Raw genomic sequence first — 22,451 nt, forward strand, 5'->3', positions numbered from 1 at the left:
GCGCTCCGCGCCCGGCAGGTCCCTCATGAAGGCACGCTCCGTCCGGGTCGAACACAAGCACGTTCTGCTTCCGCAGACCCGGGGCAAGGCATCGCTGCGTCTGCCCCGGCGGTGGACAGCGCCGTGGCGCTCACTGCGGTCGGTGGAACCGTACGGCGGGCCCGCCGTACGGCACACCGGTCCGGCGCACGCCCGACCGGGTCCTCGCCCGCGCGCGGCTGCGGCGCTCCAGGTGTCGTGGAGCGGCTCCCCGGCCGGGGTGCGCGCCTGGCGCAGCCGCTCCGGGAAACAGGCCTGGCCAGACCCTTCCACCCCTTGGTCCGGCCCGTGGGTACCTCACCTGATCCATTACAGTGCGCTCTGATGAGCGCGCGAGAACCTGAAGGCACCGGCACAGCGGCACCGGTGCTGCGTCTGCGCCTCTTCGGTGGGTTCCGGGCGACCCGCGACGGCGGACCCGCGCTCGCGGAGCGGTGGCCGCGACCCGGTGCGAGCGCCCTGGTGAAGCTCCTCGCCGTAGTCCCCGGACACCGCCTCCACCGGGAACAGGTCATCGCCACCTGCTGGCCCGACGCCGATCAGCGGACCGCCGCGGGCAGTCTGCGCGTGGCTCTGCACAGCGCTCGCCACACCCTGGAACCGGAACTCCTCCCCCGCGTTGCCTCCTCGTACCTGATCTCCGACGGTGCGTTCCTCCGACTCGACTCCGCGACCGTGTGCATAGACGCGGACGAGGCCGAGTCAGCGGCCCGAGCGGCACTCGCCGACGGCGGACTGCACGAACTGGGCGCCGCCCTCGACCGCTTCACCGGTGAGCTGTTGCCGGAGGACCGCTACGCACGGTGGGCCGACGACCGGCGCGGCCGGCTCGCCCTGCTCCGCGAGCAGTTGCTGCTCCGTCTCGGCAGGGCGCACCTGGACCGGGGGGCGGCAGCCGACGCGGTCACCGTCGCCCAGCAGGTCCTCGCGGCCAGCCCCGCCGAGGAGCTGGCCCACCGCATCCTCATCGAGGCCTGGCTGCGCCAGGGACTGCGCCGGCGCGCCGTGCACCAGTACCACGTGTGCCGCGAGGCGCTCGACACGGAGCTGGGAGTGCGGCCGGGGCCGGAGACGGAACGCTTGCACCGGGCCGCGCTGGCCTCCGCGCCCGCCTCTGGCCCCGCCACCCCGCTGCTCCCGGCCCCGCTGAGGGCCGGAAGTTCCGCGCCGCCGTTGCGTGGCCGCGACGCCTTGCTCGACCGGCTCCTCACGGAGGGCGGGCCTCCGGTCACGCTGCTCACCGGCGAGGCGGGCGTGGGGAAGACCCGCCTGGCGGGCGAGGTGGCGCGGCGGGCCGTCGCGGCCGGGACGGCCGTGCTGTGGGGCGGCAACCAGGACGCGGAGGGGCACACACCGTACGGGGCGTTCGCGGAGGCGCTGGAGGGCTGGATCGCAGGGCACACGGCCGCCGAGCGCGCGCGGGTCGGCTCCGAGTATCCCGAGCTGGCCGCATTCCTGCCTGCACTCGGGCAGGTGGGGGCGACCAGCGAGCGCAGCCCGGAGGAGGAGCGGGACCGGCTGTTCCGGGCGAGTACGGCGCTCCTCGGCGACCTCGCCTCGGTGCGCCCGGTGCTGGTGGTCCTCGACGATCTGCACGCCGCCGACAGCGGTTCGTACCAGCTGCTCGGCCATCTGGCCCGGCGGGCCGTGGAGCGGGGGACGGCGTTGCGGTTCCTGGTGACGTACCGCGAGGAGGAACTCCCCGAGGACGACAGGCGCCGCTCGGTCGTCGCCTCGCTGCTTCGCCAACGTCTGTGCGCGCGCGAGGAGCTGGGGCGACTCGGCGAGGAGGCGTGTCTGGCCGTGGCGCGCGACGCCACACCGGGCGTGGCGCGTGACGAACATGTCCGTCGCGTGTGGGAACTTTCTGTCGGCAACCCGCTGTTCGCCGTCGAGCTCGCCCGTGACCTGTCCGCCGGCGGCACCGGCGACTTCGCGCCCGAAGGGGTACGGGAACTGGTCGCCGACCGGCTCGTACGGATCGACGCGGACGCCCGCCGCATCGTCGAGGCGCTCTCCGTGGCCGGAGGTGAGGCCGCGCTGTCGGAACTGCTGGATGTCGCCGGAGACGGGATGCACCCGCCGGTGCGCGGCGCTGCTGCGGCCGATGCCCTGGAACGGGCCATCTCCGCCTCCCTCGTCGAAGAACGGCAGATCGTGGTGGCCGGACGCCCCGTGGCGGGGGTGGCCTTCCGGCATCCGCTGGTCCGGCTGACGTGCTACGAACAGTTGACCGTGGTCCGCCGCAGGCAGTTGCACGCCGCGTTCGCGCAGGCCGTGCAACGTCGCCGGCCCGACGCGGTGGACACACTTGCCTCGCACTTCGCCCGCGCCGACGACCCACGCGCGGCGGAATACCTGCGCCGCGCGGCCGAGCGCGCAGCGGCCCTGTATGCGAATGACACCGCCGACCGCTACTACCGGGATCTGGTGGACCGGCTGGACATCGACGCGGCCCGGGCGCGGCTGGCGCACGCCCATGTCCTGCGGAGAATGGGCCATTTCACTCAGGCGGCCGACACCGTGCGGCTCGCCCTGGCCGAGTTCGAGCGACGCGGCGAGCACGACGACGCGGTCCTCGCGGCGGCGCTGCTCGCCGAGACACTCGTCAAGGCCGGTGCCCCCCGATCCGGCCACAGAGCTCTGCGGGAGCACCCGGTGACCACGGACACGGCCCCGGAACCGGCCGCCGCCCACTTCCTCGCCTGGTCCGTCCTCCGCTGCGTCCAGGGACGGTACACAGCCGGAGCGGAGGTCGCCCGGAGCGCCCTGGCGGCCGCGCGCGGCGTTCCGGGCCCGCGGGGACAGGGGCTCGTGGCCCGCGCGTTCGCTCTGCTGGCCGCCAACCTGGGACTCGCCGGCCGCTTCGACCAAGCGCGCGAGGCGGGTGATGAGGCACTCGCCCCGGCCGAGGCGTACGGAGATCCGACCTTGCTCGGCTCGGTCCTGTCGACGCTGCGCGAGAACGCCCGGCGGTCCGGCCGGCTGCGCCAGGCGGTCGAGATCGGAGCGCGTGCGCTCGGTCTGGCTGAGCAGTCCGGTGATCCGACGGCGGCCGCGTTCGAGCGGACGAACCTCGCTGAGCTGCAACTCCTGCTGGAGGCCCCCGAGCCGGCTGGTGTCCTCGCCGAGCAGGCGGTTGCCGGCGCGGAGGCGTACGACGCGTGGTGCTTTCCCTACACGCTCGCGACGATGGCGCGTGTGCGGCTCTTCTCCGGGGAGACGGCGGAGGGCACAGCCCTCCTGGACCGCGCCGAACGGGTGGCGGCCGCGTACGGAGACCGGCAGGCGGAGCACGAGGTGCGCACGGCGCGTGCCGAGCTCGCGCTGCACGCGCGTCGTCCGGACGACGCGCTGCGCGCCCTGGACGGGTACGCCGACGACGCCCCGGTGCTGGTGGCCTGGGCGGAGCTCCTGTCGGAGCGAGCCGAAGCCGCGGTGCGGCTCGCAGGCGCCGAGGTGGCGCGGGCCGAGCGCACCGGGGAACGCCTCGCCGAGGTGGAGGCGCGGATCGTGCTCGGAGCGTCGCTGGCCTGGCTCGCCCGGACGGCGGAGGGCACGACGGAGCTGGAACGGGCCGAGTCGCTGGCCGAAGCACTGCCGTATCCGGCCGGCGCACGCCGGGCGGCATGGGCGAGGAATCTGCTGCACGAGACGTGGCATCGCTGAGCACGACGAACCCACGCGGCTCCGTGGCTCGCGGCACCGCCGCCGGGGCCGGGCCCCCGGGCCGGCGCCCATCGGGCTGTCGGCTTCGCGCAGGCGCGCCGCACCGGCGAGATCGCACCGCGAGCGGGTCGGAGCGTGAACCAGCCGCGCAGTACCCATACGTAGATGCCCGGCAGACCCGCCAAGCCTGGGCGTGGTGGTGTGCACACGCGCGTCCGGAGCCGTGTCGGGCGAGCCGGGATCCGGTGAGCGCGACCGTGCCGGGGCTCCGAGTGGAAGCCGACCTGAACTCGGCGACATGTGCCTTGAGCACCGGCTGACGAAGCAGTTCACGGCTCTCCGTGTCGGGCAGGCCGACGATGCGCGTGGCGAACGGATCGTTGCGGCCGCTGGCCCTGCGGGGGCTCCGTGCTGGTCCGCAGCTCACCCACCGCGTTCGCCGACGCCTCCTGCGCGTCACGACTCGCCGGCGACCGTGTCCTGCCCACCGGTACGCTCCCGCCCGGGAGGCTGGCTTCTTCGGGACGGGGCGCGGGCGGTTGCCACGGTGGCCCTTGCGGCCGGGCGGCCGGAATGCGGTCGGCCGGTCGACGGCGGCCGTCCCCGCGGGTCAGCTGTGCTCAGCGTTCCGCACCGTACAGCCGTCCGTCTCGGCCGGGCACCAGTGTGTCCGGCCGCCCACCAGGCGCAGTTCGAGGTCCGCGTCCGCCAATCCTTCGCGGTCGAGGGCGGTGCGCAACGCGTTGGGAGCGGGCTGCGGCGGGAGCCCGAGGACACTGACGACGACGGTGCCGTTCCGGGCCTCGACCGAGGCGATCTGCCAGTCGCGCGTCGTTGCCCACTTCTCGGCGACCGGCCTGGCGTCAGCCGCGAGCGTGCGGTCACGGGCGACGGACACTGTTCCGTGCGTCAGGGGCACAGCGACGAGCAGGACCACACTCGCGACCGCGACCAGAGTCCGTCCGCGGAACCTGCCCACTCGCAGTCCCGACTCGCGGGCTGCGCCGCGGACGCCGTAGATGAGGAACACGAGCGTTCCGGTCGCCACGATGGCGGCCACGTTGGTCCCGAAGAGCAACGCCGCCTCGGCGGCGTCGTGGTACCGGCCGACCGTGATCAGCAGGCCCGTCACCGCGAGCGGCGGAACCAGCGAGATGGCGATCGCCACACCGGGCAGGGTGTCGGAGATATCGGCGCGGACGAGCGCGAAGGCGCCGACGGTCCCCGTGGCCAGGGCGGCGAGCAGGTCGATGAGGCGGGGGCTGATCCGGGAGGACACCTGGCTGTTGGAGGAGAAGCCGTCCGGCGGGGAGACGACCCAGCCGAGCAGCATGCCGATCACCACCACCGCCAGCGCCCCTCCGATCACCAGCAGCACGCACCGTACGACCTGCCACCGGTCGGCGAGAACGAGCGCCAGCGCACAGCCGAGGATGGGGGTCATCAGCGGAGCCACGATCATCGCGCCGATGACCGTGGCCGTCGAGTCCCCGACCACTCCGGCGCTCGCGATGACCGAGGCCAGCACGAGCAGTCCCCAGAACCGCGTCGAACTGGGGCTCCGCAGCCTCCGGTCGATGAACAGGGTCTCCGTCATCCGGTGGACCGCGATCACGTCGACTGCCGCCATGACCGGTGCTCCTTCGGTGACGCGACGTGGAACGGCTTTCGGGGTCCGTGGGTCAGGGGGTGACGATCGGGAAGTCCTGGTCGCCCGGGTCGAGCACAGCGGCGAGCCGGCCGAGAACGGAGGCGTCCCCGTCGACCTGGATGCCCGCCTCGGCAAGACGCTCCGGCGACAGGTTGCCCAGGGCGAGCGCCGGCAGGGCGCGGGCGGTCGCCCCCAGGGTGAGGTCCGCTCTGCCCTTCTGTGCCGCTGCGGAGTACGTGAGCACGCCGTTGGCCAGACGGAGCCGGTACCGCTCGCCGGAGTCGGTGATGTGGACGTCGATGCTGAGAGTCTCCTCCCATGCCTTCGGTCCGTCGATCCGGACAGCGATCGCGTCGAACAGCATGGGCGGCGTGAGGTTCGCGATGACGTCCGGTGACGCCGCGACCGTGGGGGTGCCGAACCGTCCCTGACGCAGTTCGGTGGCACCGGACAGATAGAAGTTGCGCCATGTGCCGTTCTCCGAGCCGTAGCCGAGCTGCTCGTAGGTGTCGGCGAGCAGCTCGCGTGCCGCTGGGTGGTCCGGCTGGGCGAACACGACATGGCTCAGCACTTCGGCGGCCCAGCGGAGGTCGCCCTGCTCGAAGGAGCCGCGCGCCTTGTCTACCACCGCGTCCGCCCCGCCCATGAACTCCACGTACCGCTTTCCGGCCTCGACAGGGGTGTGCTGCCACAGGTGCGCGGGGTTGCCGTCGAACCATCCCATGTACCGCTGGTAGACGGCCTTGAGGTTGTGGCTGACCGAGCCGTAGTAACCGTGGGTGCTCCACGCGTTCTCCAGCGCCGGAGGCAGCTCGAGGTGCTCGGCGATCTCCGTGCCGGTCCACCCCTTGTTGATCAGGCGCAGCGACTGGTCGTGCAGGTAGCCGTACAGGTCCCGCTGGATGCTGAGGTAGTGCACCGCACGTTCCTGTCCCCAGGTGGGCCAGTGGTGTGACGCGAAGACCACGTCCGTCCTGTCGCCGAAGAGGTCGATCGACTCGGTGAGGTACTGCGACCACGAGCGCGGGTCACGGACCACCGCGCCGCGCAGTGTCAGCAGGTTGTGCAGCGTGTGCGTGGCGTCCTCGGCCGCACACAGGGCCTTGAAGTCGGGGAAGTGGATGAGCATCTCCGACGGCGCCTCGGTGTCCGGGGCCATCTGGAAGACCATGCGTACCCCGTCGACGGCTTCTTCCTGGCCCGTCTGCGTGATGTCCACGGTCGGGGGGATGAGGGTGATGGTGCCCGTCGACGTCGTCTGCCCCAGCCCGGCACCGACCTGCCCCTGCGGACCCCGGGCGAGCGCGGCCCCGTACATGTATGCGGCCCTTCGCCCCATCGCGATGCCGGCGTAGACGTTTTCCGCGACCGCGTGATGGGTGAAGCCCGCAGGAGCCAGGACGGGCACCCGCCCGGCATCGACGTCCTCCTGCGTGGTGACGCCTTTGACTCCGCCGAAGTGGTCGACGTGTGAATGGGTGTAGACGACGCCGGTCACCTGCCGGTCGCCACGGTGCTCGCGGTAGAGCGCGATCGCTGCCGCTGCCGTCTCCACGGAGAGCAGCGGGTCGATCACGACGACACCCGTGGAGCCTTCGACGAAGGTCACGTTCGACAGGTCGAAGCCGCGGACCTGGTAGATCCCCTCGACCACCTCGAACAGCCCTTGTGTGGCCACCAGTCGGGACTGGCGCCACAGACTGGGATTCACCGTGTCGGGGGCCTCGCCCTCGAGGAACGCATAGGTGTCGTTGTCCCAGAGCGTGGTGCCGTCCTCGGCCGTGACGGCACTCGGCTCACGCCGTCCGATGAACCCTCGCGTCGCATCGTCGAAGTCCTGCGTGTCCGAGAACGGGAAGTGCTGACGCAGTTGCGCCTGCTGCCGGGCGATGAACGGCCGGGCCGGTTTCGGGGTGGTGACCATTCGACCAGATTGCCCGTTCAGTCACGGAAACGTCTCGTACCTGCCGCGTGTCGAAGGAATCCCCGCCCTGCCGAGCGGGCAGCCGTTCAGTGTTCTCCGGTCGGCGGATCGTTGTCCGGACCGGTCACCAAGGCCCTGCGCAACGGATTCTGGTCCTCGCTGACGTGGACGTGGATGATGGTGCCGACCAGCGGACCGGAATGACCGACCATTTCGGCGGTCGTCCGCCCGGACTGGACCACCCGGTGACCGCCGCCGGCCTGAATCCGGTGAGCGCCGAGTCGGCTCCGCCGGCCCGTTGCGCGATGCGCGATGCGCGATGCGCGATGCCGAGCGTGGCCCGGCGGGGCGGGCCGGGGCTCGGGAACGGCCAGTAATGATTTTGTAACGGTGTCTTCCTAGGGTCAAAAGCCCCCCTGCACCGTCTCTAGGAGCTCCCCGATGCACCTGCCCCGACCCCCCTGGCGCAGATCCGCCGTGTGGGCGACCGCCGCACTCGCCACGGCGGCCTTGCTGGCCGGTCTGCCGGCCGGCGAGGTCGCCGAGGCCGCCCCCGCACCGTCCGCGAAGATCGACGCCGCACTCCTCCGAGCCGTCGACAGCGGCCAGGACGCGTCCTTCTTCGTGGTCCTGGAGGACCAGGCCGATCTCACCTCCGCCCGGAGCAAGCGTTCGCACTCCGCGAAGACGAAGGCGGCCTTCGACGCCCTGCGTGCCGAGGCGGGGAGCAGCCAGAAGTCCCTGACCGCGTTTCTCGACAGGGAGAAGGTCGGACACCAGGACTTCTGGATCGCCAACGCCGTCCAGGTCACCGGTGACAAGAAGCTCGTCGACCGGATAGCGAAGCGCTCCGATGTCGCGCGGGTGGTCAAGGAGCAGCACTACGGGCTCGACGAGACGGAGAGCCAGGTCTCGGCCGCGGCGGCCACCGTCGACGGCACGCCCGAATGGGGTGTCAAGGACATCAAGGCCGACCAGGTCTGGTCGCAGTACGACACCCGCGGCGAGGGCGTCGTCATCGCGAACATCGACTCCGGTGTGCAGTTCGACCACCCCGACCTGGTGGCGAACTACCGGGGCAACAACGGCGACGGCTCCTTCACGCACGACTACAACTTCTTCGACGCGACCGGCCAGTGCGGCGCGAGCGGGCTGCCCTGCGACAACAACGGCCATGGCACCCACACCATGGGCACGATGGCCGGCAAGCACGGCATCGGCGTAGCGCCGAACGCCACGTGGATCGCCGCGAAGGGCTGCGAGACGTCCTCCTGCTCGGACTCCTCACTCCTGGCCGCCGGCCAGTGGATCCTCGCCCCGACCGACAGCAGCGGGCAGAACCCGCGCCCCGAACTGGCACCGAACATCGTCAACAACTCCTGGGGCGGCGGCAACACCACCTTCTACCAGGACATCGTCGAGGCGTGGAACGCCGTCGGCATCTTCGAGGCGTTCGCCGCAGGGAACGCCGGCAACGGCACGACCTGCTCCACCGCGGAGGCCCCCGGCGCCCAGGCACCCGCCTACGGCGTGGGCGCGTACGACGTGAGCGGCAGGATCGCCTCGTTCTCCGGCTTCGGCCCGTCCCTCGTCGACGGCTCCGCGAAGCCGGACATCTCGGCTCCGGGTGTCGACGTTCGCTCCACCTGGCCCGGTTCGACGTACAAGGTGTCCTCCGGTACGTCGATGGCGACGCCGCACGTCGCGGGTGCCGTCGCCCTGCTGTGGTCGTCGGCTCCCTCCCTCATCGGTGACATCGACGGCACACGCGCGGCACTGAACGAGGGCGCGATCGACGTCGACGACACGCACTGCGGCGGCACCGCCGGCATGAACAACGTGTGGGGCGAGGGCAAGCTCGACATCTTCGCCTCGGTCGACAAGGCTCCGCACACCGCCGGGACCGTCACCGGCAAGGTCACCGACAAGGTCACCGACAAGGTCACCGACAAGGTCACCGGCGCCGCACTGACCGGTGTCGCCGTCAAGGCCGAGAACGACGCCACCAGCCGTACCGTCACCACCGGCTCCGACGGCTCGTACCGGCTGTCGCTGCCCGTGGGCACGTACTCGCTCTCCTACTCCGGATACGGTTACGCCGTCCGCTCGGTGACGGGTCTGGAGCTCGCCGCGGGACAGGACGTCGCTCAGGACCTGGCGCTGGAGCCCGTCACCACGCACGCGGTGTCCGGCACCGTCCTCGACGTCACCGGCAAGCCGCTCGCCAGGACCACGGTCACCGTCGAGGGCGTCCCGCTCCCCGCGGTCACCACGGACTCCTCCGGCCGCTTCACCCTGCCGAAGGTCGCTGAGGGCTCCTACACGCTGACCGCCTCGCCCGCGGCCCCGCTCCTGTGCAACGGCGTCCGATCCACCGCCCTCACGGTCGACGGCGACGAGTCGCTGACCCTCCGGCTCCCGGCGCGCGCCGACGCCGCCGGCAACAGCTGCGCCCCGGCCACGTACGCGTGGATCAAGGGCTCCGGCAAGGTGGCCCTCAGTGGTGACGAGGACGCCCGGAACGTCTCGCTGCCCTTCCCCGTGAAGCTGTACGGCGTCTCGTACACCAGCGCCGCCGTGACCACCAACGGCCTCGTCAACTTCCTGGAGCCACGCGTCGGCGACTACACCAACACGGCCCTGCCGGCCGCCGCGAAGCCGAACGGCATCGTCGCGCCTCTGTGGGACGACCTCACCCTCGACAAGAGGTCCAGCGTACAGACGGCGACCACCGGCACCGGCGGCAACAGGAAGTTCGCCATCGTCTGGGACAACGTGCTCTTCGCCGACGGCCCCGCCGGCCGCGCCACCTTCGAGGTGGTCTTCGACGAGGCCACCGGCGCCATCACCTTCCAGTACCTGTCGGTTCCCGGGAACGGCGGCAAGGCAACGGTCGGCATCGAGAACCAATCCGGCACGGACGCACTTCAGTACTCCTTCAACCAGCCGGTCCTGACGAACGGCTCGGCCGTTCGCATCGCGCAGGGAGCCAAGTGATGAGAGCCCATACCTCCCGGCGGGCCCTGCGGCTCGCCTCCGCCCTGGCCGCGGCGGGTCTCGCGCTGACCGCGGCCCCGCACGCACTGGCCGCCGAGGACGACGGTCCGGGGATGAAGCTGAGCAGCGCGCAGGCAGCGGAGCTGACCGCGCACGCTCAGGTCGACGTCTACGGTGACACCGCGGAGTCCCACGACGCCGGGAACGCCGAGCCGGGCGGCGACACCTCCGGCAGGGGCCCGGCCGAGGTGGCCCCGGACTCCGGGGGTCACGGCGCGAAGTCGGGCACCACCGCGGTCGACACGCCCGTCACCTTCACCGGCACGTCCACGCTGGAGGGGGTCCGCGGCGTCGGAGCCACCGTGTCCGCCGGCTCCGACGGCAGTTACTTCACGGTGCACAGCCTCGGCAACGTTCAGCTGCACCGCGCCGACGGCACCAGCACGTGGGAGCGCACCAACGCGTCGCTGTACGCGGACTGGAAGGTCAAGCCGGTCCGCGTATGGCAGGCCGAGCCGTACCCGGCGCGCATCGTGATGGGCTACAACGCCGTGAGCCCTTTCACACCCGCATCCGACCAGGGGTTCGACACAGGAGACCTGACGGGCGACGGCACACCTGACGTCGTCTTCTCCGCGGGCGTCGGCTCGGCTCCCTACCGCCCCTTCACCTCACCGGGCTCCCCGTTGCCCACCGGCACGTTCGTGACGGTGCTCGACGGCCGCACCGGCAGCACCCTGTGGTCGAGGCTGTACTCGTACGCGACCTCGGTCAAGATCACGGGCGGCACGCTGCTGGTCGGCGACTCACCCGACTACAACCAGAACGCGCCGGCCACGCAGACGGCCACGCTCAGCGGCATCCGCTTCTCGTACGCCGGCGGAGCGCTGACCCCGTCGTCGACCTGGACGTACGACACCGGGGAGACCGCCGCCACCTGGGGAGCCCTGGAGTCGCTCGGCGAGGGCCGGGCCGCCGCCTCCTGGAACGTGCCGAAGGCCGCTACGTCGCCGTCCCGCAACCGCACGCTCGTCCTGGACACCGCCGACGGTTCCGTCTCCTGGCAGAACGACGGTTCCCTGTACAGCCGTCAGCTGCACCTGGACGCCTCGCGTGAGCGGCTCATCAGCCTGGAGCAGTCCGACTCCACCGACGGTGTGCGGTACGAGATCGTGTCGTACGCGTCGTCCGACGGCGACCGGACCGTACTGGACGCCCGCTCTAACGTCCTGCCGACCGCCATGACGATCGGGGACCTGCGCGGCGACAGGAGGACCGAGTACGCGGTCGCCGAGTCCACGCTCGACCCGAATCTGTATGTGAACGCGAGCACGGTCCGCGTGCTCGACGGTGCGGCCCCGGACACCGTTCTGTGGTCGCACACCACCAAGCGGGACCCCGGCAACGGTCACGACGCCGCCAGCACCTGGCGTCTGGACATCGCGGACGGCCGCCTGGTCGCCTCCGCGCAGAACGACGAGGGCCTGGACACGGCCGACAATTCCGGCGGCGGCCGACTGGCCAGGCTGACGGTTTTCGACGGCAAGGGTGACGTGCGCTGGGAGCAGGCCGGGCCCACCGCGTCACCGATGTTCCAGCAGGTCCTCAACCGTGAGCACGAGACCTACGTCCGGGTCGTCGACCTGGAGCAGAACGTCCGGACGTACAGGTTGGGCAACGGCCGGCAGCAGGATCTGACACCTCTGCGGAGCTCGGTGGCGTACGCAGAGGCGGTCGACCTCGACGGTGACACGAAGCCGGATGTCGTGGCCGGCGGCGTCTCCAACGGCGTGTGGGCCTACTCCGGCACCTCCCTCGTCGACGGCACGCCGAAGAAGCTGTGGCAGTCTGCCGTGGGCGGTTCGGTGCACCGCATCGAGACCGGTGACGTGACCGGGGACAGCAAGCCCGAGATCGTCGTCGCCGCGGACGACGCGACGGTCGTTCTCGACGGCCGGACCGGCAAGATCCTGAGCACCATCGACGGCCATGGGCAGTACGTCCGCTCGGTCACCGTCGCCGATGTCGACGGCAGGGGCAAGGACGAGATCGTCGTCCCGACCGACGCGCTGCGCGTCTACGACGGCAGGGGAAGCAAGCTCTGGACGTACTCGGCGCCCGCGAGCGCCGGCGACGTGGTCTTCTCCGACACGGCGGTGGGCGACGAGCGGGTGTACACGCAGTACACCAGCGTCGGTGCGCTGGGCCTCGACGACGCCGTCGTGAACGGTGCCGCGCTCGACGGCGCGACGGGCGCGGTGCGCTGGACGGCCGATCCGGAGGCTCCGGCAGAGGCCGTGGGCGGGAAGCTGACGGGCGCACTCCTCGACAGCGCCGTCTTCGCCTCGCCGAAGATTCCCTATGCGGACGGTCACGCGGTCGTTCACACCTGGATCATGCGGTCGGAGCCCGACTTCGGCTCGGGGACCGAGGCGCCCAGCCCGCGCGTCATCGTCGAGATCCGTGACGGGCGCACCGGCGAGGTCCTGCACCGGGGCGCCACCGGAAGCCCCTGGTCCCACGGCAACTTCTTCATCGACGGTGCGAACGACCCCCTGTACGCCCTGAGTTTCGGTACGTTCCGTGGCTACGGCTCCGACGGCGGGCAGACCACCAGTTCGGTCTCCGGGTCCCTGCGGACCGCTCAGTTCATCACAGGCCCCGGAGGACGGAAGCTGGTGGCGGGCGGCACCGAGGCCGGTGTGGGCGCGTGGGACCCCTCGGTCCTGACCAACGGCTGGTCGTTCAACTCCGGCGTGGGCGGTGCCACTGTCATGAGCGGCCGCAACTATCTCGCCGCCGACCTCGACGGCGATGGCGCGGAGGAGATGATCTCGCTCAACTTCGACGACACCGGCTATGACCGGATGGCGCAGCAACTGGGTTCGCGCGTCAGCGACACGGACAACGGCATCAACCAGATGACCACGTACAAGCTGTCGTGACGTCACCGGGGCTCGGCCGGACGAGCCCCGGAAGAGACCCCCTGGCCATGGCCGGGGGGTCTTCGCCGCGCCCACGGGTCCGGGCTCGGGCGAGGACCTTCGCCTTCGCCCTCTCGTACTCCTCCGGGGTCGGATCGTCGTTCCGCTTCCTCCCGGCGAGCTCCTCCCCGTGCTCGCTGCCGCGCGGCCGGCAGAAGTTCAGCATCGTGAGGAACAGACGCAGCAGCGGACAGTCGTCCATCGCCGTACCCCTTCCACATCGCTCCGCGTCACACGGGACCGGATGCGGATACCCAGCGGTAGCGGTACGTCAGAGCACGGCGAGCCGGTCCACCAGCAGCTCCGTCCTCCGGTCGGTGTCCTCCGGCGGCAGCCGTCCCGCCCGGGTCAGAGTCGCAAGGCCGTGCAGTGACGCCCAGAACACCTCGGTGAACAGTCCCGGGTGCACGTTGTCCCCCGCGACCTCTCCGAGGCTTTCCGACAGCACGGCGAAGGCGTCCTTCAGAGGCTCCGGAGTGTCCTCCTTGGCGAAGGCCAGGCCGCCGTCGAGCTGGAACATCGCGTCGTAGACCGCCGGATTGCGCTCGGCGAACTCGAGGTAGGCGCGAGCGAGGGTGGCGACCCGGGCGCGCGGCCCGTCCGCCGCACGAGCCGCGGCTCTCAGCTCCGCAGCCATCTCGGTGGCGCCTTCCAGGGCGACGGCGCCGATGATCTCCCGCTTGCCGCGGAAATGGCTGTACAGGACGGGCTGGCTGTACTCGATGCGCTCCGCGAGCCGACGGGTGGTGACGGCGTCCCAGCCCTGCTGTTCGGCCAGTTCTCGGGCGGTCGCCAAGATGAGGCGTTCGCGCGCCGCCCGTTCACGCTCCTTGCGTTCCTTTACCGACATGACCCGACCCTAGCACTGCTAGACAACCGAGCAATTGAAGGTCTAGCGTTGCCACATCAGCTATCAACGCTAGATTCCCGAGAGGTGACCCATGCTCAACGCACTCGAGGTCTTCACCACCGTGGTCGTCGGCGTGATGGTGGGGGTGGAGTTCTCCGTCGCCTTCGTCATGAACCGGATCTTCAACGCGCTCCCCGGCGACGGAGGCCAGCTCGGCCGTGCCCACGGCGGACGGATGCTCGGCGCGGTGATGCCGGCCTGGTACATCACCTCGCTCGTCCTCGTGGCGGTCCGGGCCGTCGCCGGATGGGGGCGTGACGGCACCGGCCTCGTCGTCACCGCCGGCGCGCTGCTGCTCCTCAGCGTGATCATGTCGGTCCTGCTGCTCGTCCCGATCAACAACCGGGGCAAGACGTGGACCCCTGAGAACCGGCCCGCCGACTGGAAGCAGCAGATGAACCGCTGGGACCGCTACCACTACGTCCGCGTCGCCGTCATCGTCGCCGCCTTCACCCTGCTGGCCGCCGGCCTTATCTGAACCCGCACGCCGATACCGGTGCCGGTGCCACGTAGGATCGCGAGCGGGGTGGGGCTTGTAGCGCAGTGGTTGTCGCGCCTTCACCGCATGTGGGAGGACGCCGGTTCGAATCCGGTCGGCCCCATCCCGCCCCGGCAGTATCCAGCTCATGCAGAGGACGGCCCGGCGCCTGGCACAGTTCTGACCGGACGCCGCAGGGGCGGCCCCCTGCCCGCGGCGCTTCTGGCCGCGCATCCCGCACTCCTAGGACCTGTGCGGTGTTCACACACCTGGAAATACCGGTCTTCCCTGCCTGCTGAGGGGTTACAGAGGCGCCAACTCCACCCTGCCTGTGAATCGGCCGCCCACTTGATCGGCGAGCCAGTGGACGCGGGCGATCTGGTCGCCGTTCCGATCCCGGACGTGGACGTGGACGGTGTGGTCCTGCGACGGTTCGTCCTGGTAGAGGTCCCGAGAATTCACTGTCAGCGTGAGGTAGGCGTACTTCTGCGAGATCGCTTCCAGCCCGGCCTCGGGAATCGCAGGCCATGCGTTCAGATCCCACCGAACAGCTGCGGGGTCCGGCCCCAGAGCGGCGACGAAGGGCTCAGCGCGGTCCAGCGGATGCCCCCAGTCGAACACTTGGATCGGCAGACAGTCCGCAGGGTTGTCGTTGGCTTTCGAAGACCCATGCTGTTCGCCGGCCAACGCCCACCATTCGAGGTCGGGCAGTACGTGACGTACTTGCGTCAGGACGTCCGGCGACCTGATCACGGCTTCGAAGTCCACCTCTCCCTGATCGATGTCTGCCATGCCCAGCAAGGTACGCACCGCACGTATCGCTTCGGACAGGTCGGTGGTGGTGAGGACCGCAGCCGCAGCAGAGTTACTCATTCCGGAACCATAGGACGGCACTCACAGACCGGCCCGAGCGGGTGCTGACCTGCCTCGCACGTGTCCGTATCGCAAGTGACGTCCTGCTGGAGCAGACGTTCCCCGGTGCCGTCGGCCGACCACAGCCGGTGGCGTTCGTAGACGGCCTTTTTAGGGGCAGGCAGGTCACGCCACTGCACGCCGGTCCGCACCCGGTACAGGATCCCGTCGATCACCTGCCGGTGATTCCGCCACCTGCCACAACGCCCATTGCTGACCGGCAGGAACGGCCGCGGCCGTTCCCACTCGGCATCACTCAGATCACCCCGCCCCATGTCCACAGGAACGACTCGGGCACGCAGTCTCCACATGATCGGCCGGACAAGTCCTGGCTGGACCAGGTGGCGCAGCGCTCTCGGGCGAGGCGTGAGGGGTGTCGCGGCCACGTGCCGCAGCGGGCGCTCAGAGGTGGCTGTCCAAGAACCTCCGTACGTCGGCGAGGGTCGACGGTTCCGATCCGTGCAGCACCGCCTCTCCCTCCTTCAGCAGGACGTAGGACGGGGCTCTGGTGATCCCGTACCGCTCGGTTGCCGCCGGACAGCGCGTGATGTCGGTGCGGACGGCCGTCAGGCGGCCCGCGTACGCGTCGGCGACGCGCCCCACGACGAGGTCCATCGCCCGGCAGGGCTCGATCGCCTTGGGCCATGTCCCGGTGAAGTATGCGAGGACCGGAACTCCGCTCATCCCGAGGATGAAGTCGAACTCCGCGTCCTCACGGGGGCGGTGCACCCTCTGCGCCATGGAAACTCCTGACCTCACGTTCGTCGTTGCCTCCCCATCATCCCTCGCGCCGCGCGCCGGGCCGGCCGTGCCGGTCCGGCTGACCTGCCGGAAGGGGGCACGGGTCCGGCGCAGGACCACGGTGGTCCCCGGCGCGAACGGCCCGGCCCCGCTCCTGACGGACCGGCCTGGCCGCCCGCCGGTCGGTCCCGGAGCCGGCTCCTGCCGCGCCGCCCCGGGGCGCGTGAGCCCGCGGATGACACAGGAGCAGACACGTTCCCGGCACGCGCGCGGACACAGTCGCTGACGGCCGGTCTGGCGTCAGCTGTTCCGGAGACCGACCGCCAGCGTCAGTTCGAGGACCCGGTGTGGCGAGGCGAGATCCGGAAACACCTCCCGCAGCTGCGACATCCGGTACCGGACTGTCTGGGGGTGGACGAACAACGCCGCCGCCACCTCCTCTCGCCTGCCCTGATAGAGCAGCCACGCCCGCAGCGTCTCCTCCAGCCGCCGCGCGGTCGCGACCGGCAAGGTCCGCAAGGGAGCGAGGGCTCGGGCGCGCAGATCTGCGAGCGCCTCCCCGTCGGCGCTCAGCACCAGCTCGGGCAAGTGGTCCTCTGTGTCGCGGATATCGGCGGAGAGGGAGCGCGCGCGTGCGGCTCGCGCGTACGAGGCCGAGGCACGAGTCCATGGCCGGGCCGGACCGACCACGGCCGCAGCGGTGCGGTCGGACAGTTGCCTCAGGAGATGTGCTCGGTCGGCATCGGGGACGAGCAGCACACCGGTGGAATCCGGCAGATCGTCGAGGACGAGGGTACTCGGGTCGAGCGCGCGGTAGGCGGGGCGGGCCTGGGCGGCGGGCAGCAGGACCGCGGTCAGCGAAACCGGGGGGTGCCACCCGGCCCGTTGGGCAGAGGCCAGCAGCACGTCAGGGCTCGCGCCGGCGAGGAGGTCGCGGGCCAGGTGTTCGAGGTGGCGTTCGTGGGCCCGGCCCCGGGCAGCCAGTTCGTCGGCGTGGCCGGCGGCGCTCGCGGCGGAGAGCTCGTCGATGTAGGCGAAGGTCAGCTCGGCGAACTTGGCTACCTCGGCTGCGGGCAGGCCCGCGGGCACGGCACCCGCTGCCAGGCATCGCCAGGCCACACGGGCGCCGACACGGTAGGCGCTGAGCAGGGCGTCCATGGAGCGGCCGTCGCGCACCTCGCCGCGGCCCAGCTCGTAAGCCGCGTCACCGGCGTCGCCACCTGTCGCGTTCCCGCTTGCGAGGTCCAGGTAATGTCCGAGGGCGGTGCGGACGGCTCGGCGGATGGTGGCGCCCATGCGGCCCGAGAGTGCGTTGGCGTAGGAAGGCACCTCGTCCATGATCGCTTGGACGACCTCGTCGGCGGTGGTCTTCAGCTCGGCCCGTAGTGCGGTGACCGTCGTGTCATTCAGGGCCAGTTCGCTGGCCCTCCGGATTGCATGGCTCACGTTTTGTTCCCTGCGAACAATTTGACCGACCAGATTCACGTCCTGCGGTCAGGACTTTACGCCTGGGGGCGCAGCAAGCTGGGGCCATGACGAGTACAACCCTCCGCAGCAGGGCTTGGAAGCTGCTGGAGATGGTCACGACGCCGCTGCTGCCGTCGGACTATCTCGACCTGGTCAGTCCGCTGCGTGCGGGCGCCGACCTGCGTGGGCGGATCGAGGCCGTGCACCCCGAGACGGGTGACGCCGCGACTGTCGTGATCAGGCCGGGACGGGGCTGGCGCGGCCACTCAGCCGGTCAGTACGTGCGGATCGGTGTGGACGTCGACGGGGTGCGCCTGTGGCGCGCCTACTCCCTCACCTCGCCGACGAACCGCCGGGACGGCCGCGTCACGATCACCGTGAAGGCGATCCCGGACGGCAGGGTGAGCAATCACCTGGTCCGCAGGGCGAAGCCGGGCACGCTGATCCAGCTCGACCAGCCGACCGGTGACTTCGTGCTTCCGCGGGTCAAGCCCGCCAAGGTGCTCTACCTGACGGCCGGCAGCGGTATCACGCCCGTGATGGGCATGCTGCGCGACACCGAGTTCGACGACGTCGTCATGGTCCACTGTGCGCCGCAGCGACAAGACGTGATCTTCCGCGACGAACTGCACGACATGGTCGCGGACAACAAGCTGCGGCTCACCGAGGTGCACACCGACACGGACGGGATGCTCGACATCGCCCGTCTCGACGGACTCGTGCCCGACTGGGCCGAGCGTGAGACCTGGGCGTGCGGGCCCGCAGGCCTGCTCGACGCCGCCGAAGAGCACTGGACCGAGCACGGCGTACGAGAGCGTCTGCACACTGAACGCTTCCGCGCCGGCATCGTCGTCGCCGGTGAGGGCGGCGCGGTCACGTTCAGCGCCACCGGCAGGACCGTCGACGCGGACGGCGCCACGCCGTTGCTGGACATCGGCGAGGAAGCCGGCGTGCTCATGCCCTCCGGGTGCCGCATGGGCATCTGCTTCGGCTGCGTCACTCCCCTCAGGACGGGCGCCGTCCGCGACCTGCGCACCGGCGAGATCACCGAGGCCGAGCCGGGCGTCCTCATCCAGACCTGTGTGTCCGCCGCGGCGGGCCCCTGCGACATCGAACGGTAGGAGCACCTTGAGCGCCATCGACCCCACCGCCCACCTGACCGCGAAGCAGATCGAGGAGCTCGGCCGCGAGCTGGACGCGATCCGCGACGAGGTGATCGCCGGCCGCGGTGAGAAGGACGCCGCCTACATCCGTAAGGTCATCTCGGCGCAGCGCAAGCTCGAGCTGGTCAGCAGGGGCGTTCTGTTGTTCTCGATGTTTCCGCCGGCGTGGCTGCTCGGCACCGCCGGACTGTCCGTGGCGAAGATCATGGACAACATGGAGATCGGCCACAACGTCCTGCACGGTCAGTGGGACTGGATGCGAGACCCGAAGATCCACTCCACCACCTGGGAGTGGGATCACGTCTCGCCGTCCGAGCAGTGGAAGCACTCACACAACGAGCTCCACCACACGTACACCAACGTCATCGGCAAGGACAACGACCTCGGTTACGGCATCATGCGCGTCGACGAGGACCAGAAGTGGCACCCGTTCCACCTCGGCCAGCCGCTGTGGAACTTCCTCAACGCCTGCTTCTTCGAGTACGGCATCGCGGCGTACGACCTGGAGCTCGGCAAGAACCTGAGCAAGCGGCGCCGCAACAACCCGGAGTTCCGCGCGCGTGCCAAGGACGTGGGCCGCAAGATCCGCAAGCAGGTGCTCAAGGACTACGTGTTCCATCCGCTGCTGTCGGGCCCGTCGTTCCTCACCACGCTCGCCGCCACGTTCACCGCGAACCTGGTCCGCAACATCTGGACACACTCGGTGATCATGTGCGGGCACTTCCCCGAAGGTGTACAGGTATTCGAACGCCGGTCGATCAAGGGCGAGACGCGCGGCCAGTGGTACCTGCGCCAGATGATGGGCTCGGCGAACATCAGCGGCAGCAAGGCCATGCACTTCATGACCGGAAACCTGTCGCACCAGATCGAGCACCACCTGTTCCCGGATCTGCCGAGCAACCGGTACGCCGAGGTAGCGGTGAAGGTGCGCGCGCTGTTCGACAAGTACGAGCTGGAGTACGTCACCGGCCCGCTGCCCAAGCAGGTGTTCTCCGCGTGGCACAAGGTCTTCCGGCTTTCGCTTCCGAACAAGAAGCCCACGGTCAAAACGCCGGACCGCGAGCAGGAGCTCGTCGCCGCCTGACTCCCGACCGGTTCATGCCTCCCGGCCGTACGGCGGCACCGCCGGGTGCGGTGAGATCCGTACGGGCGGTAGGCGACCGCGACGCCGTACCGTACGGCACCGCACCCGGGCCGGTGAGGGTGTTGCAGTGTCCGCTTCGCCTCGTCCCTGCCTCCCGCGCCCGAAGAGACCCGGCGCAAGGTCCTGAGACCGGGTACTTCTCGCGGCGCACGCCGGCGGCTGCTCCCCGGACGCGCCCGCCGGCTCCCCCTCTGAGGCCCCGCTGCCGCGCGGCCAACTGGCGCCTTCGACCCACCTCACCGGAAGGGACCGTCCAGCCGGCCGCGGAACCCTGAGGAGTGCCTGGCAGAGGTTCTTGAGCACGATGCGTGGACGCACCCGCTGTGGGCCCCGTCAGCGGAGTCCGCGTACCGCGCTGTCTAGGTCAGCTCGTCGGAGTGGCCGGCTTCGATGCGGGACCACTGGGCGATGGGGCGACCGTTCGTACGCCACTCCTCGGGGTTCTCGGCGGAGTACCAGGGCTGTGGCCAGCCGCGGGGCGAGTCCTCCCATGCCTCCTGGCGTCCGTAGACGGTCATGTCCAGCAGACCGTGGGTGGGCGCCATGACCTCGACGCCGCGACCGCCGGTGTAGTACGTCTCGAACACCCGCTTGCCGTCACGGACGTAGCAGACGAGGTGGTGACGCTGCCAGTCACGACCTTCCAAGAGCTGCGGCGCCGTCTTCTCGACCGAGTACCACGGCATGTCCAGGCCCAGGAAGTCACGGTAGCGGGCACTTGCTCGGTATGGGCCCTTGCAGAGCACGGCGTACGTGGCATCACGGGAGTGGATGTAGGACAACTCGCGGACCTGGCTGTTGAAGAACGTGCACCCTTCGCACTGTCCGGCGGCGGGCCGTCCGGGCCACCAGGCATGGAAGTACGCGATGAGCTGCCTGCGGCCTTCGAAGACGTCGAGGATCGTGATCGGCCCGTCAGGACCGATGACCTCGATGGCGGCGTCGACCTCCACCATGGGCAGCCGCCGCCGCGCCGCCGCGATCGCGTCTCCTTCACGGGTGTGCGCCTTTTCCCGTGCGAGCAGAGCGTCCCGCGCCTCCTGGTAGGTCCTTCTGTCCTCCACAGGCGGGAGGGCGGGGCTCGGTGATCGTTCGTTCACGAGCGTCTCCATTCGCTTCCGGGAAGGCTGTCAAGAGGTCACCTGGGTCCCACAATGCCCACCAGGCCGCGCCGCGCTCCCGAGCGCCGCGCAGCAGCCCTCGGGGCTCCCTCGATCAGTCCAACAGCCGGGCCCCGACGGCGTGCACGCGGTGAGGCTTCGTCATCAGGGCGGCGAGGCCTCCGGCACCGGGGCAGATTCCCCGTCCCGTCCACACCGTCAGAAGACGACAGAGCCACTCAGACCTCACGAACCGCCTTCTGGGAAGGATGTAGGGAAGGTTCCGCGAGGCGCAGGCGGCGATCCCTTCCGGGCGAGCACGATCGCCCCCAGCCGTCGGGCATGATCTGCGGGGTGGGACGGCGCGGGGACGCCCTTCCGCACGCCGATTTGGGGGACACGGTATGGAGTGGGGAACGCTGGTAGCCACACTGGGCGGTGGTCTGATCGCGATAGCGGGCACAGTGCTGGCCGACCGCTTGCGCACCCGCCAGGAGCACCGCCGCAGCCTGCAGGCGCGCCGCCGAGACGTCTACACGGAGTTCATCGCAGCGGCGGGCGCGGCACACACCGAACTGCGGCGTCTCGCGCAGAGCAGTGCCGGGACGACCGGCCTGGAGGAAGCAAGCCGCCTGGCGCTGGCAGACGCCCGCATCTACGAGGTGCGCGAGCGTCTCTTCATCGACGCCAGCGCCCGGATCGCGAGCGCGGGCCAGACCATGTTCGAGCGCCTTCGCGCCCTCCGAGGGGCAGTCGCCGCGGGTGCCGGCATTTCGACCCCTGCGTTCCATGACATCTACCACCCCTACCTGGAGGCCGTCTGGGCTTACCGCGAGGCCGTCCGCAGCGAGCTGGAAGGCCACGCGCTCACCCCGGCCGACTTCGGCTGGTCCGTGTGGGACGGCCGCGAGCGCTGCGTGCACTGCGGGCAGCGCGAGGCGGACACAGCGCCCGAGCGGTGACGATCCGGGGCAGGGGCCGTCCAGGTGACGGTTCGGCGCCCGTCACTCGGCCGTGTCGTGACCGGACCTCTGACGGGCCATGCGAGCGGACACCGCGGCCGGCGAAGCCGCCGTGCCCCGGTCGTCCGCATGGAGGGCGTCCCGCATGGGCTTCTCGTGCGGGACGTCCGGATGGGTCAGCTGGTCTGTCGGGCCTGCGGCTCCTCTGTCCGCCGGGGCTGACCTCCGGAGACGTGGAACCTGGCGACTGAGCGCGTAGGGACGGTGAAGTGACCCGCCGGGGGCCCGAGATCTACGCTGTTCTGCGCCG

16 protein-coding genes and 1 tRNA gene are annotated in these 22,451 nt (G+C 70.5%); 8 read left to right on the plus strand and 9 right to left on the minus strand.

Annotated features, from left to right (window positions below; translation table 11 throughout):
* Positions 1 to 363: 363 nt before the first annotated feature.
* Entirely contained in the window at positions 364 to 3,708 is a 3,345-nt protein-coding gene (locus tag ACHFIV_RS15580; protein WP_398968462.1) for an ATP-binding protein, read from the plus strand.
* A gap of 610 nt (positions 3,709 to 4,318) precedes the next feature.
* Here the strand turns inward: ACHFIV_RS15580 and ACHFIV_RS15585 are convergent.
* The 3 genes from ACHFIV_RS15585 to ACHFIV_RS15595 form a co-directional block, all read right to left on the minus strand.
* Positions 4,319 to 5,338, minus strand: coding sequence for a DUF389 domain-containing protein (locus ACHFIV_RS15585; RefSeq protein WP_398968465.1), 1,020 nt, complete (start codon positions 5,336 to 5,338; stop codon positions 4,319 to 4,321).
* Positions 5,339 to 5,390: 52 nt separating this feature from the next.
* Positions 5,391 to 7,283 carry an alkyl/aryl-sulfatase gene (locus tag ACHFIV_RS15590; protein ID WP_398968467.1) on the minus strand — a complete coding sequence of 631 codons (1,893 nt, stop codon included), beginning with the start codon at positions 7,281 to 7,283 and terminating at the stop codon, positions 5,391 to 5,393.
* Between the two features lie 86 nt (positions 7,284 to 7,369).
* The gene (locus ACHFIV_RS15595) at positions 7,370 to 7,495 is read right to left on the minus strand and encodes a hypothetical protein (RefSeq protein WP_398968469.1); all 126 of its coding nucleotides are present in this window, start codon (positions 7,493 to 7,495) and stop codon (positions 7,370 to 7,372) included.
* A gap of 229 nt (positions 7,496 to 7,724) precedes the next feature.
* Between ACHFIV_RS15595 and ACHFIV_RS15600 the strand changes: the two genes are divergently transcribed.
* Positions 7,725 to 10,280 carry a S8 family serine peptidase gene (locus ACHFIV_RS15600; RefSeq protein WP_398968472.1) on the plus strand — a complete coding sequence of 852 codons (2,556 nt, stop codon included), beginning with the start codon at positions 7,725 to 7,727 and terminating at the stop codon, positions 10,278 to 10,280.
* A complete protein-coding gene (locus tag ACHFIV_RS15605; protein ID WP_398968474.1) occupies positions 10,280 to 13,225 on the plus strand; it encodes an FG-GAP-like repeat-containing protein in 2,946 nt (981 codons plus the stop codon). Before ACHFIV_RS15600 ends, ACHFIV_RS15605 begins: the two co-directional genes overlap by 1 nt.
* A gap of 310 nt (positions 13,226 to 13,535) precedes the next feature.
* Here the strand turns inward: ACHFIV_RS15605 and ACHFIV_RS15610 are convergent, their stop codons facing one another.
* Complete coding sequence (locus ACHFIV_RS15610; RefSeq protein WP_398968477.1) at positions 13,536 to 14,114, minus strand: TetR/AcrR family transcriptional regulator; 579 nt, start codon at positions 14,112 to 14,114, stop codon at positions 13,536 to 13,538.
* Between the two features lie 91 nt (positions 14,115 to 14,205).
* Here ACHFIV_RS15610 and ACHFIV_RS15615 point away from each other — a divergent pair, with 91 nt between their 5' ends.
* Both ACHFIV_RS15615 and ACHFIV_RS15620 read left to right on the plus strand, forming a co-directional pair.
* Positions 14,206 to 14,652, plus strand: a complete 447-nt coding sequence (locus tag ACHFIV_RS15615; protein ID WP_398968479.1) for an anthrone oxygenase family protein — start codon at positions 14,206 to 14,208, stop codon at positions 14,650 to 14,652.
* Between the two features lie 50 nt (positions 14,653 to 14,702).
* A tRNA-Ala gene (locus ACHFIV_RS15620) sits at positions 14,703 to 14,776 on the plus strand.
* Between the two features lie 179 nt (positions 14,777 to 14,955).
* Here ACHFIV_RS15620 and ACHFIV_RS15625 read toward each other — a convergent pair.
* The 4 genes from ACHFIV_RS15625 to ACHFIV_RS15640 all read right to left on the minus strand — a co-directional run bounded on the left by ACHFIV_RS15625 (position 14,956) and on the right by ACHFIV_RS15640 (position 17,751).
* Positions 14,956 to 15,525 carry a hypothetical protein gene (locus tag ACHFIV_RS15625; RefSeq protein WP_398968482.1) on the minus strand — a complete coding sequence of 190 codons (570 nt, stop codon included), beginning with the start codon at positions 15,523 to 15,525 and terminating at the stop codon, positions 14,956 to 14,958.
* Positions 15,522 to 15,875: a transposase gene (locus ACHFIV_RS15630; RefSeq protein WP_398968484.1), complete on the minus strand. Its 354-nt coding sequence runs from the start codon at positions 15,873 to 15,875 to the stop codon at positions 15,522 to 15,524. The genes ACHFIV_RS15625 and ACHFIV_RS15630 overlap by 4 nt, the downstream gene beginning before the upstream one ends.
* Before the next feature lie 91 nt (positions 15,876 to 15,966).
* Complete coding sequence (locus ACHFIV_RS15635) at positions 15,967 to 16,305, minus strand: thioredoxin family protein (RefSeq protein ID WP_398968487.1); 339 nt, start codon at positions 16,303 to 16,305, stop codon at positions 15,967 to 15,969.
* Between the two features lie 300 nt (positions 16,306 to 16,605).
* On the minus strand, positions 16,606 to 17,751 hold the full coding sequence (locus tag ACHFIV_RS15640) for a PucR family transcriptional regulator (RefSeq protein ID WP_398968489.1): 1,146 nt from the start codon (positions 17,749 to 17,751) through the stop codon (positions 16,606 to 16,608).
* Positions 17,752 to 17,837: 86 nt separating this feature from the next.
* Here ACHFIV_RS15640 and ACHFIV_RS15645 point away from each other — a divergent pair, with 86 nt between their 5' ends.
* Both ACHFIV_RS15645 and ACHFIV_RS15650 read left to right on the plus strand, forming a co-directional pair.
* Positions 17,838 to 18,893, plus strand: coding sequence for a ferredoxin reductase (locus ACHFIV_RS15645; RefSeq protein ID WP_398968492.1), 1,056 nt, complete (start codon positions 17,838 to 17,840; stop codon positions 18,891 to 18,893).
* A gap of 7 nt (positions 18,894 to 18,900) precedes the next feature.
* Entirely contained in the window at positions 18,901 to 20,019 is a 1,119-nt protein-coding gene (locus tag ACHFIV_RS15650; RefSeq protein ID WP_398968494.1) for a fatty acid desaturase family protein, read from the plus strand.
* Positions 20,020 to 20,438: 419 nt separating this feature from the next.
* On the opposite strand, the gene ACHFIV_RS15655 is transcribed toward ACHFIV_RS15650, so the two are convergent.
* Complete coding sequence (locus ACHFIV_RS15655) at positions 20,439 to 21,191, minus strand: DUF899 family protein (protein WP_398968497.1); 753 nt, start codon at positions 21,189 to 21,191, stop codon at positions 20,439 to 20,441.
* 392 nt (positions 21,192 to 21,583) lie between these two features.
* Between ACHFIV_RS15655 and ACHFIV_RS15660 the strand changes: the two genes are divergently transcribed.
* The gene (locus ACHFIV_RS15660; protein WP_398968500.1) at positions 21,584 to 22,141 is read left to right on the plus strand and encodes a CchlQ; all 558 of its coding nucleotides are present in this window, start codon (positions 21,584 to 21,586) and stop codon (positions 22,139 to 22,141) included.
* Positions 22,142 to 22,451: the final 310 nt, after the last annotated feature.

The sequence above is a fragment of the Streptomyces sp. ALB3 genome (assembly GCF_044385685.1).
Lineage (GTDB): Bacteria > Actinomycetota > Actinomycetes > Streptomycetales > Streptomycetaceae > Streptomyces.

What these genes read in the sequence shown, in the direction of transcription:
- ACHFIV_RS15580 (WP_398968462.1), top strand. Translation starts at nt 364, where the DNA reads ATGAGCGCGCGAGAACCTGAAGGCACCGGCACAGCGGCACCGGTGCTG.
- ACHFIV_RS15585 (WP_398968465.1), bottom strand. Translation starts at nt 5,338, where the DNA reads ATGGCGGCAGTCGACGTGATCGCGGTCCACCGGATGACGGAGACCCTG.
- ACHFIV_RS15590 (WP_398968467.1), bottom strand. Translation starts at nt 7,283, where the DNA reads ATGGTCACCACCCCGAAACCGGCCCGGCCGTTCATCGCCCGGCAGCAG.
- ACHFIV_RS15595 (WP_398968469.1), bottom strand. Translation starts at nt 7,495, where the DNA reads ATGGTCGGTCATTCCGGTCCGCTGGTCGGCACCATCATCCACGTCCAC.
- ACHFIV_RS15600 (WP_398968472.1), top strand. Translation starts at nt 7,725, where the DNA reads ATGCACCTGCCCCGACCCCCCTGGCGCAGATCCGCCGTGTGGGCGACC.
- ACHFIV_RS15605 (WP_398968474.1), top strand. Translation starts at nt 10,280, where the DNA reads ATGAGAGCCCATACCTCCCGGCGGGCCCTGCGGCTCGCCTCCGCCCTG.
- ACHFIV_RS15610 (WP_398968477.1), bottom strand. Translation starts at nt 14,114, where the DNA reads ATGTCGGTAAAGGAACGCAAGGAGCGTGAACGGGCGGCGCGCGAACGC.
- ACHFIV_RS15615 (WP_398968479.1), top strand. Translation starts at nt 14,206, where the DNA reads ATGCTCAACGCACTCGAGGTCTTCACCACCGTGGTCGTCGGCGTGATG.
- ACHFIV_RS15625 (WP_398968482.1), bottom strand. Translation starts at nt 15,525, where the DNA reads ATGAGTAACTCTGCTGCGGCTGCGGTCCTCACCACCACCGACCTGTCC.
- ACHFIV_RS15630 (WP_398968484.1), bottom strand. Translation starts at nt 15,875, where the DNA reads ATGTGGAGACTGCGTGCCCGAGTCGTTCCTGTGGACATGGGGCGGGGT.
- ACHFIV_RS15635 (WP_398968487.1), bottom strand. Translation starts at nt 16,305, where the DNA reads ATGGCGCAGAGGGTGCACCGCCCCCGTGAGGACGCGGAGTTCGACTTC.
- ACHFIV_RS15645 (WP_398968492.1), top strand. Translation starts at nt 17,838, where the DNA reads ATGACGAGTACAACCCTCCGCAGCAGGGCTTGGAAGCTGCTGGAGATG.
- ACHFIV_RS15655 (WP_398968497.1), bottom strand. Translation starts at nt 21,191, where the DNA reads ATGGAGACGCTCGTGAACGAACGATCACCGAGCCCCGCCCTCCCGCCT.
- ACHFIV_RS15660 (WP_398968500.1), top strand. Translation starts at nt 21,584, where the DNA reads ATGGAGTGGGGAACGCTGGTAGCCACACTGGGCGGTGGTCTGATCGCG.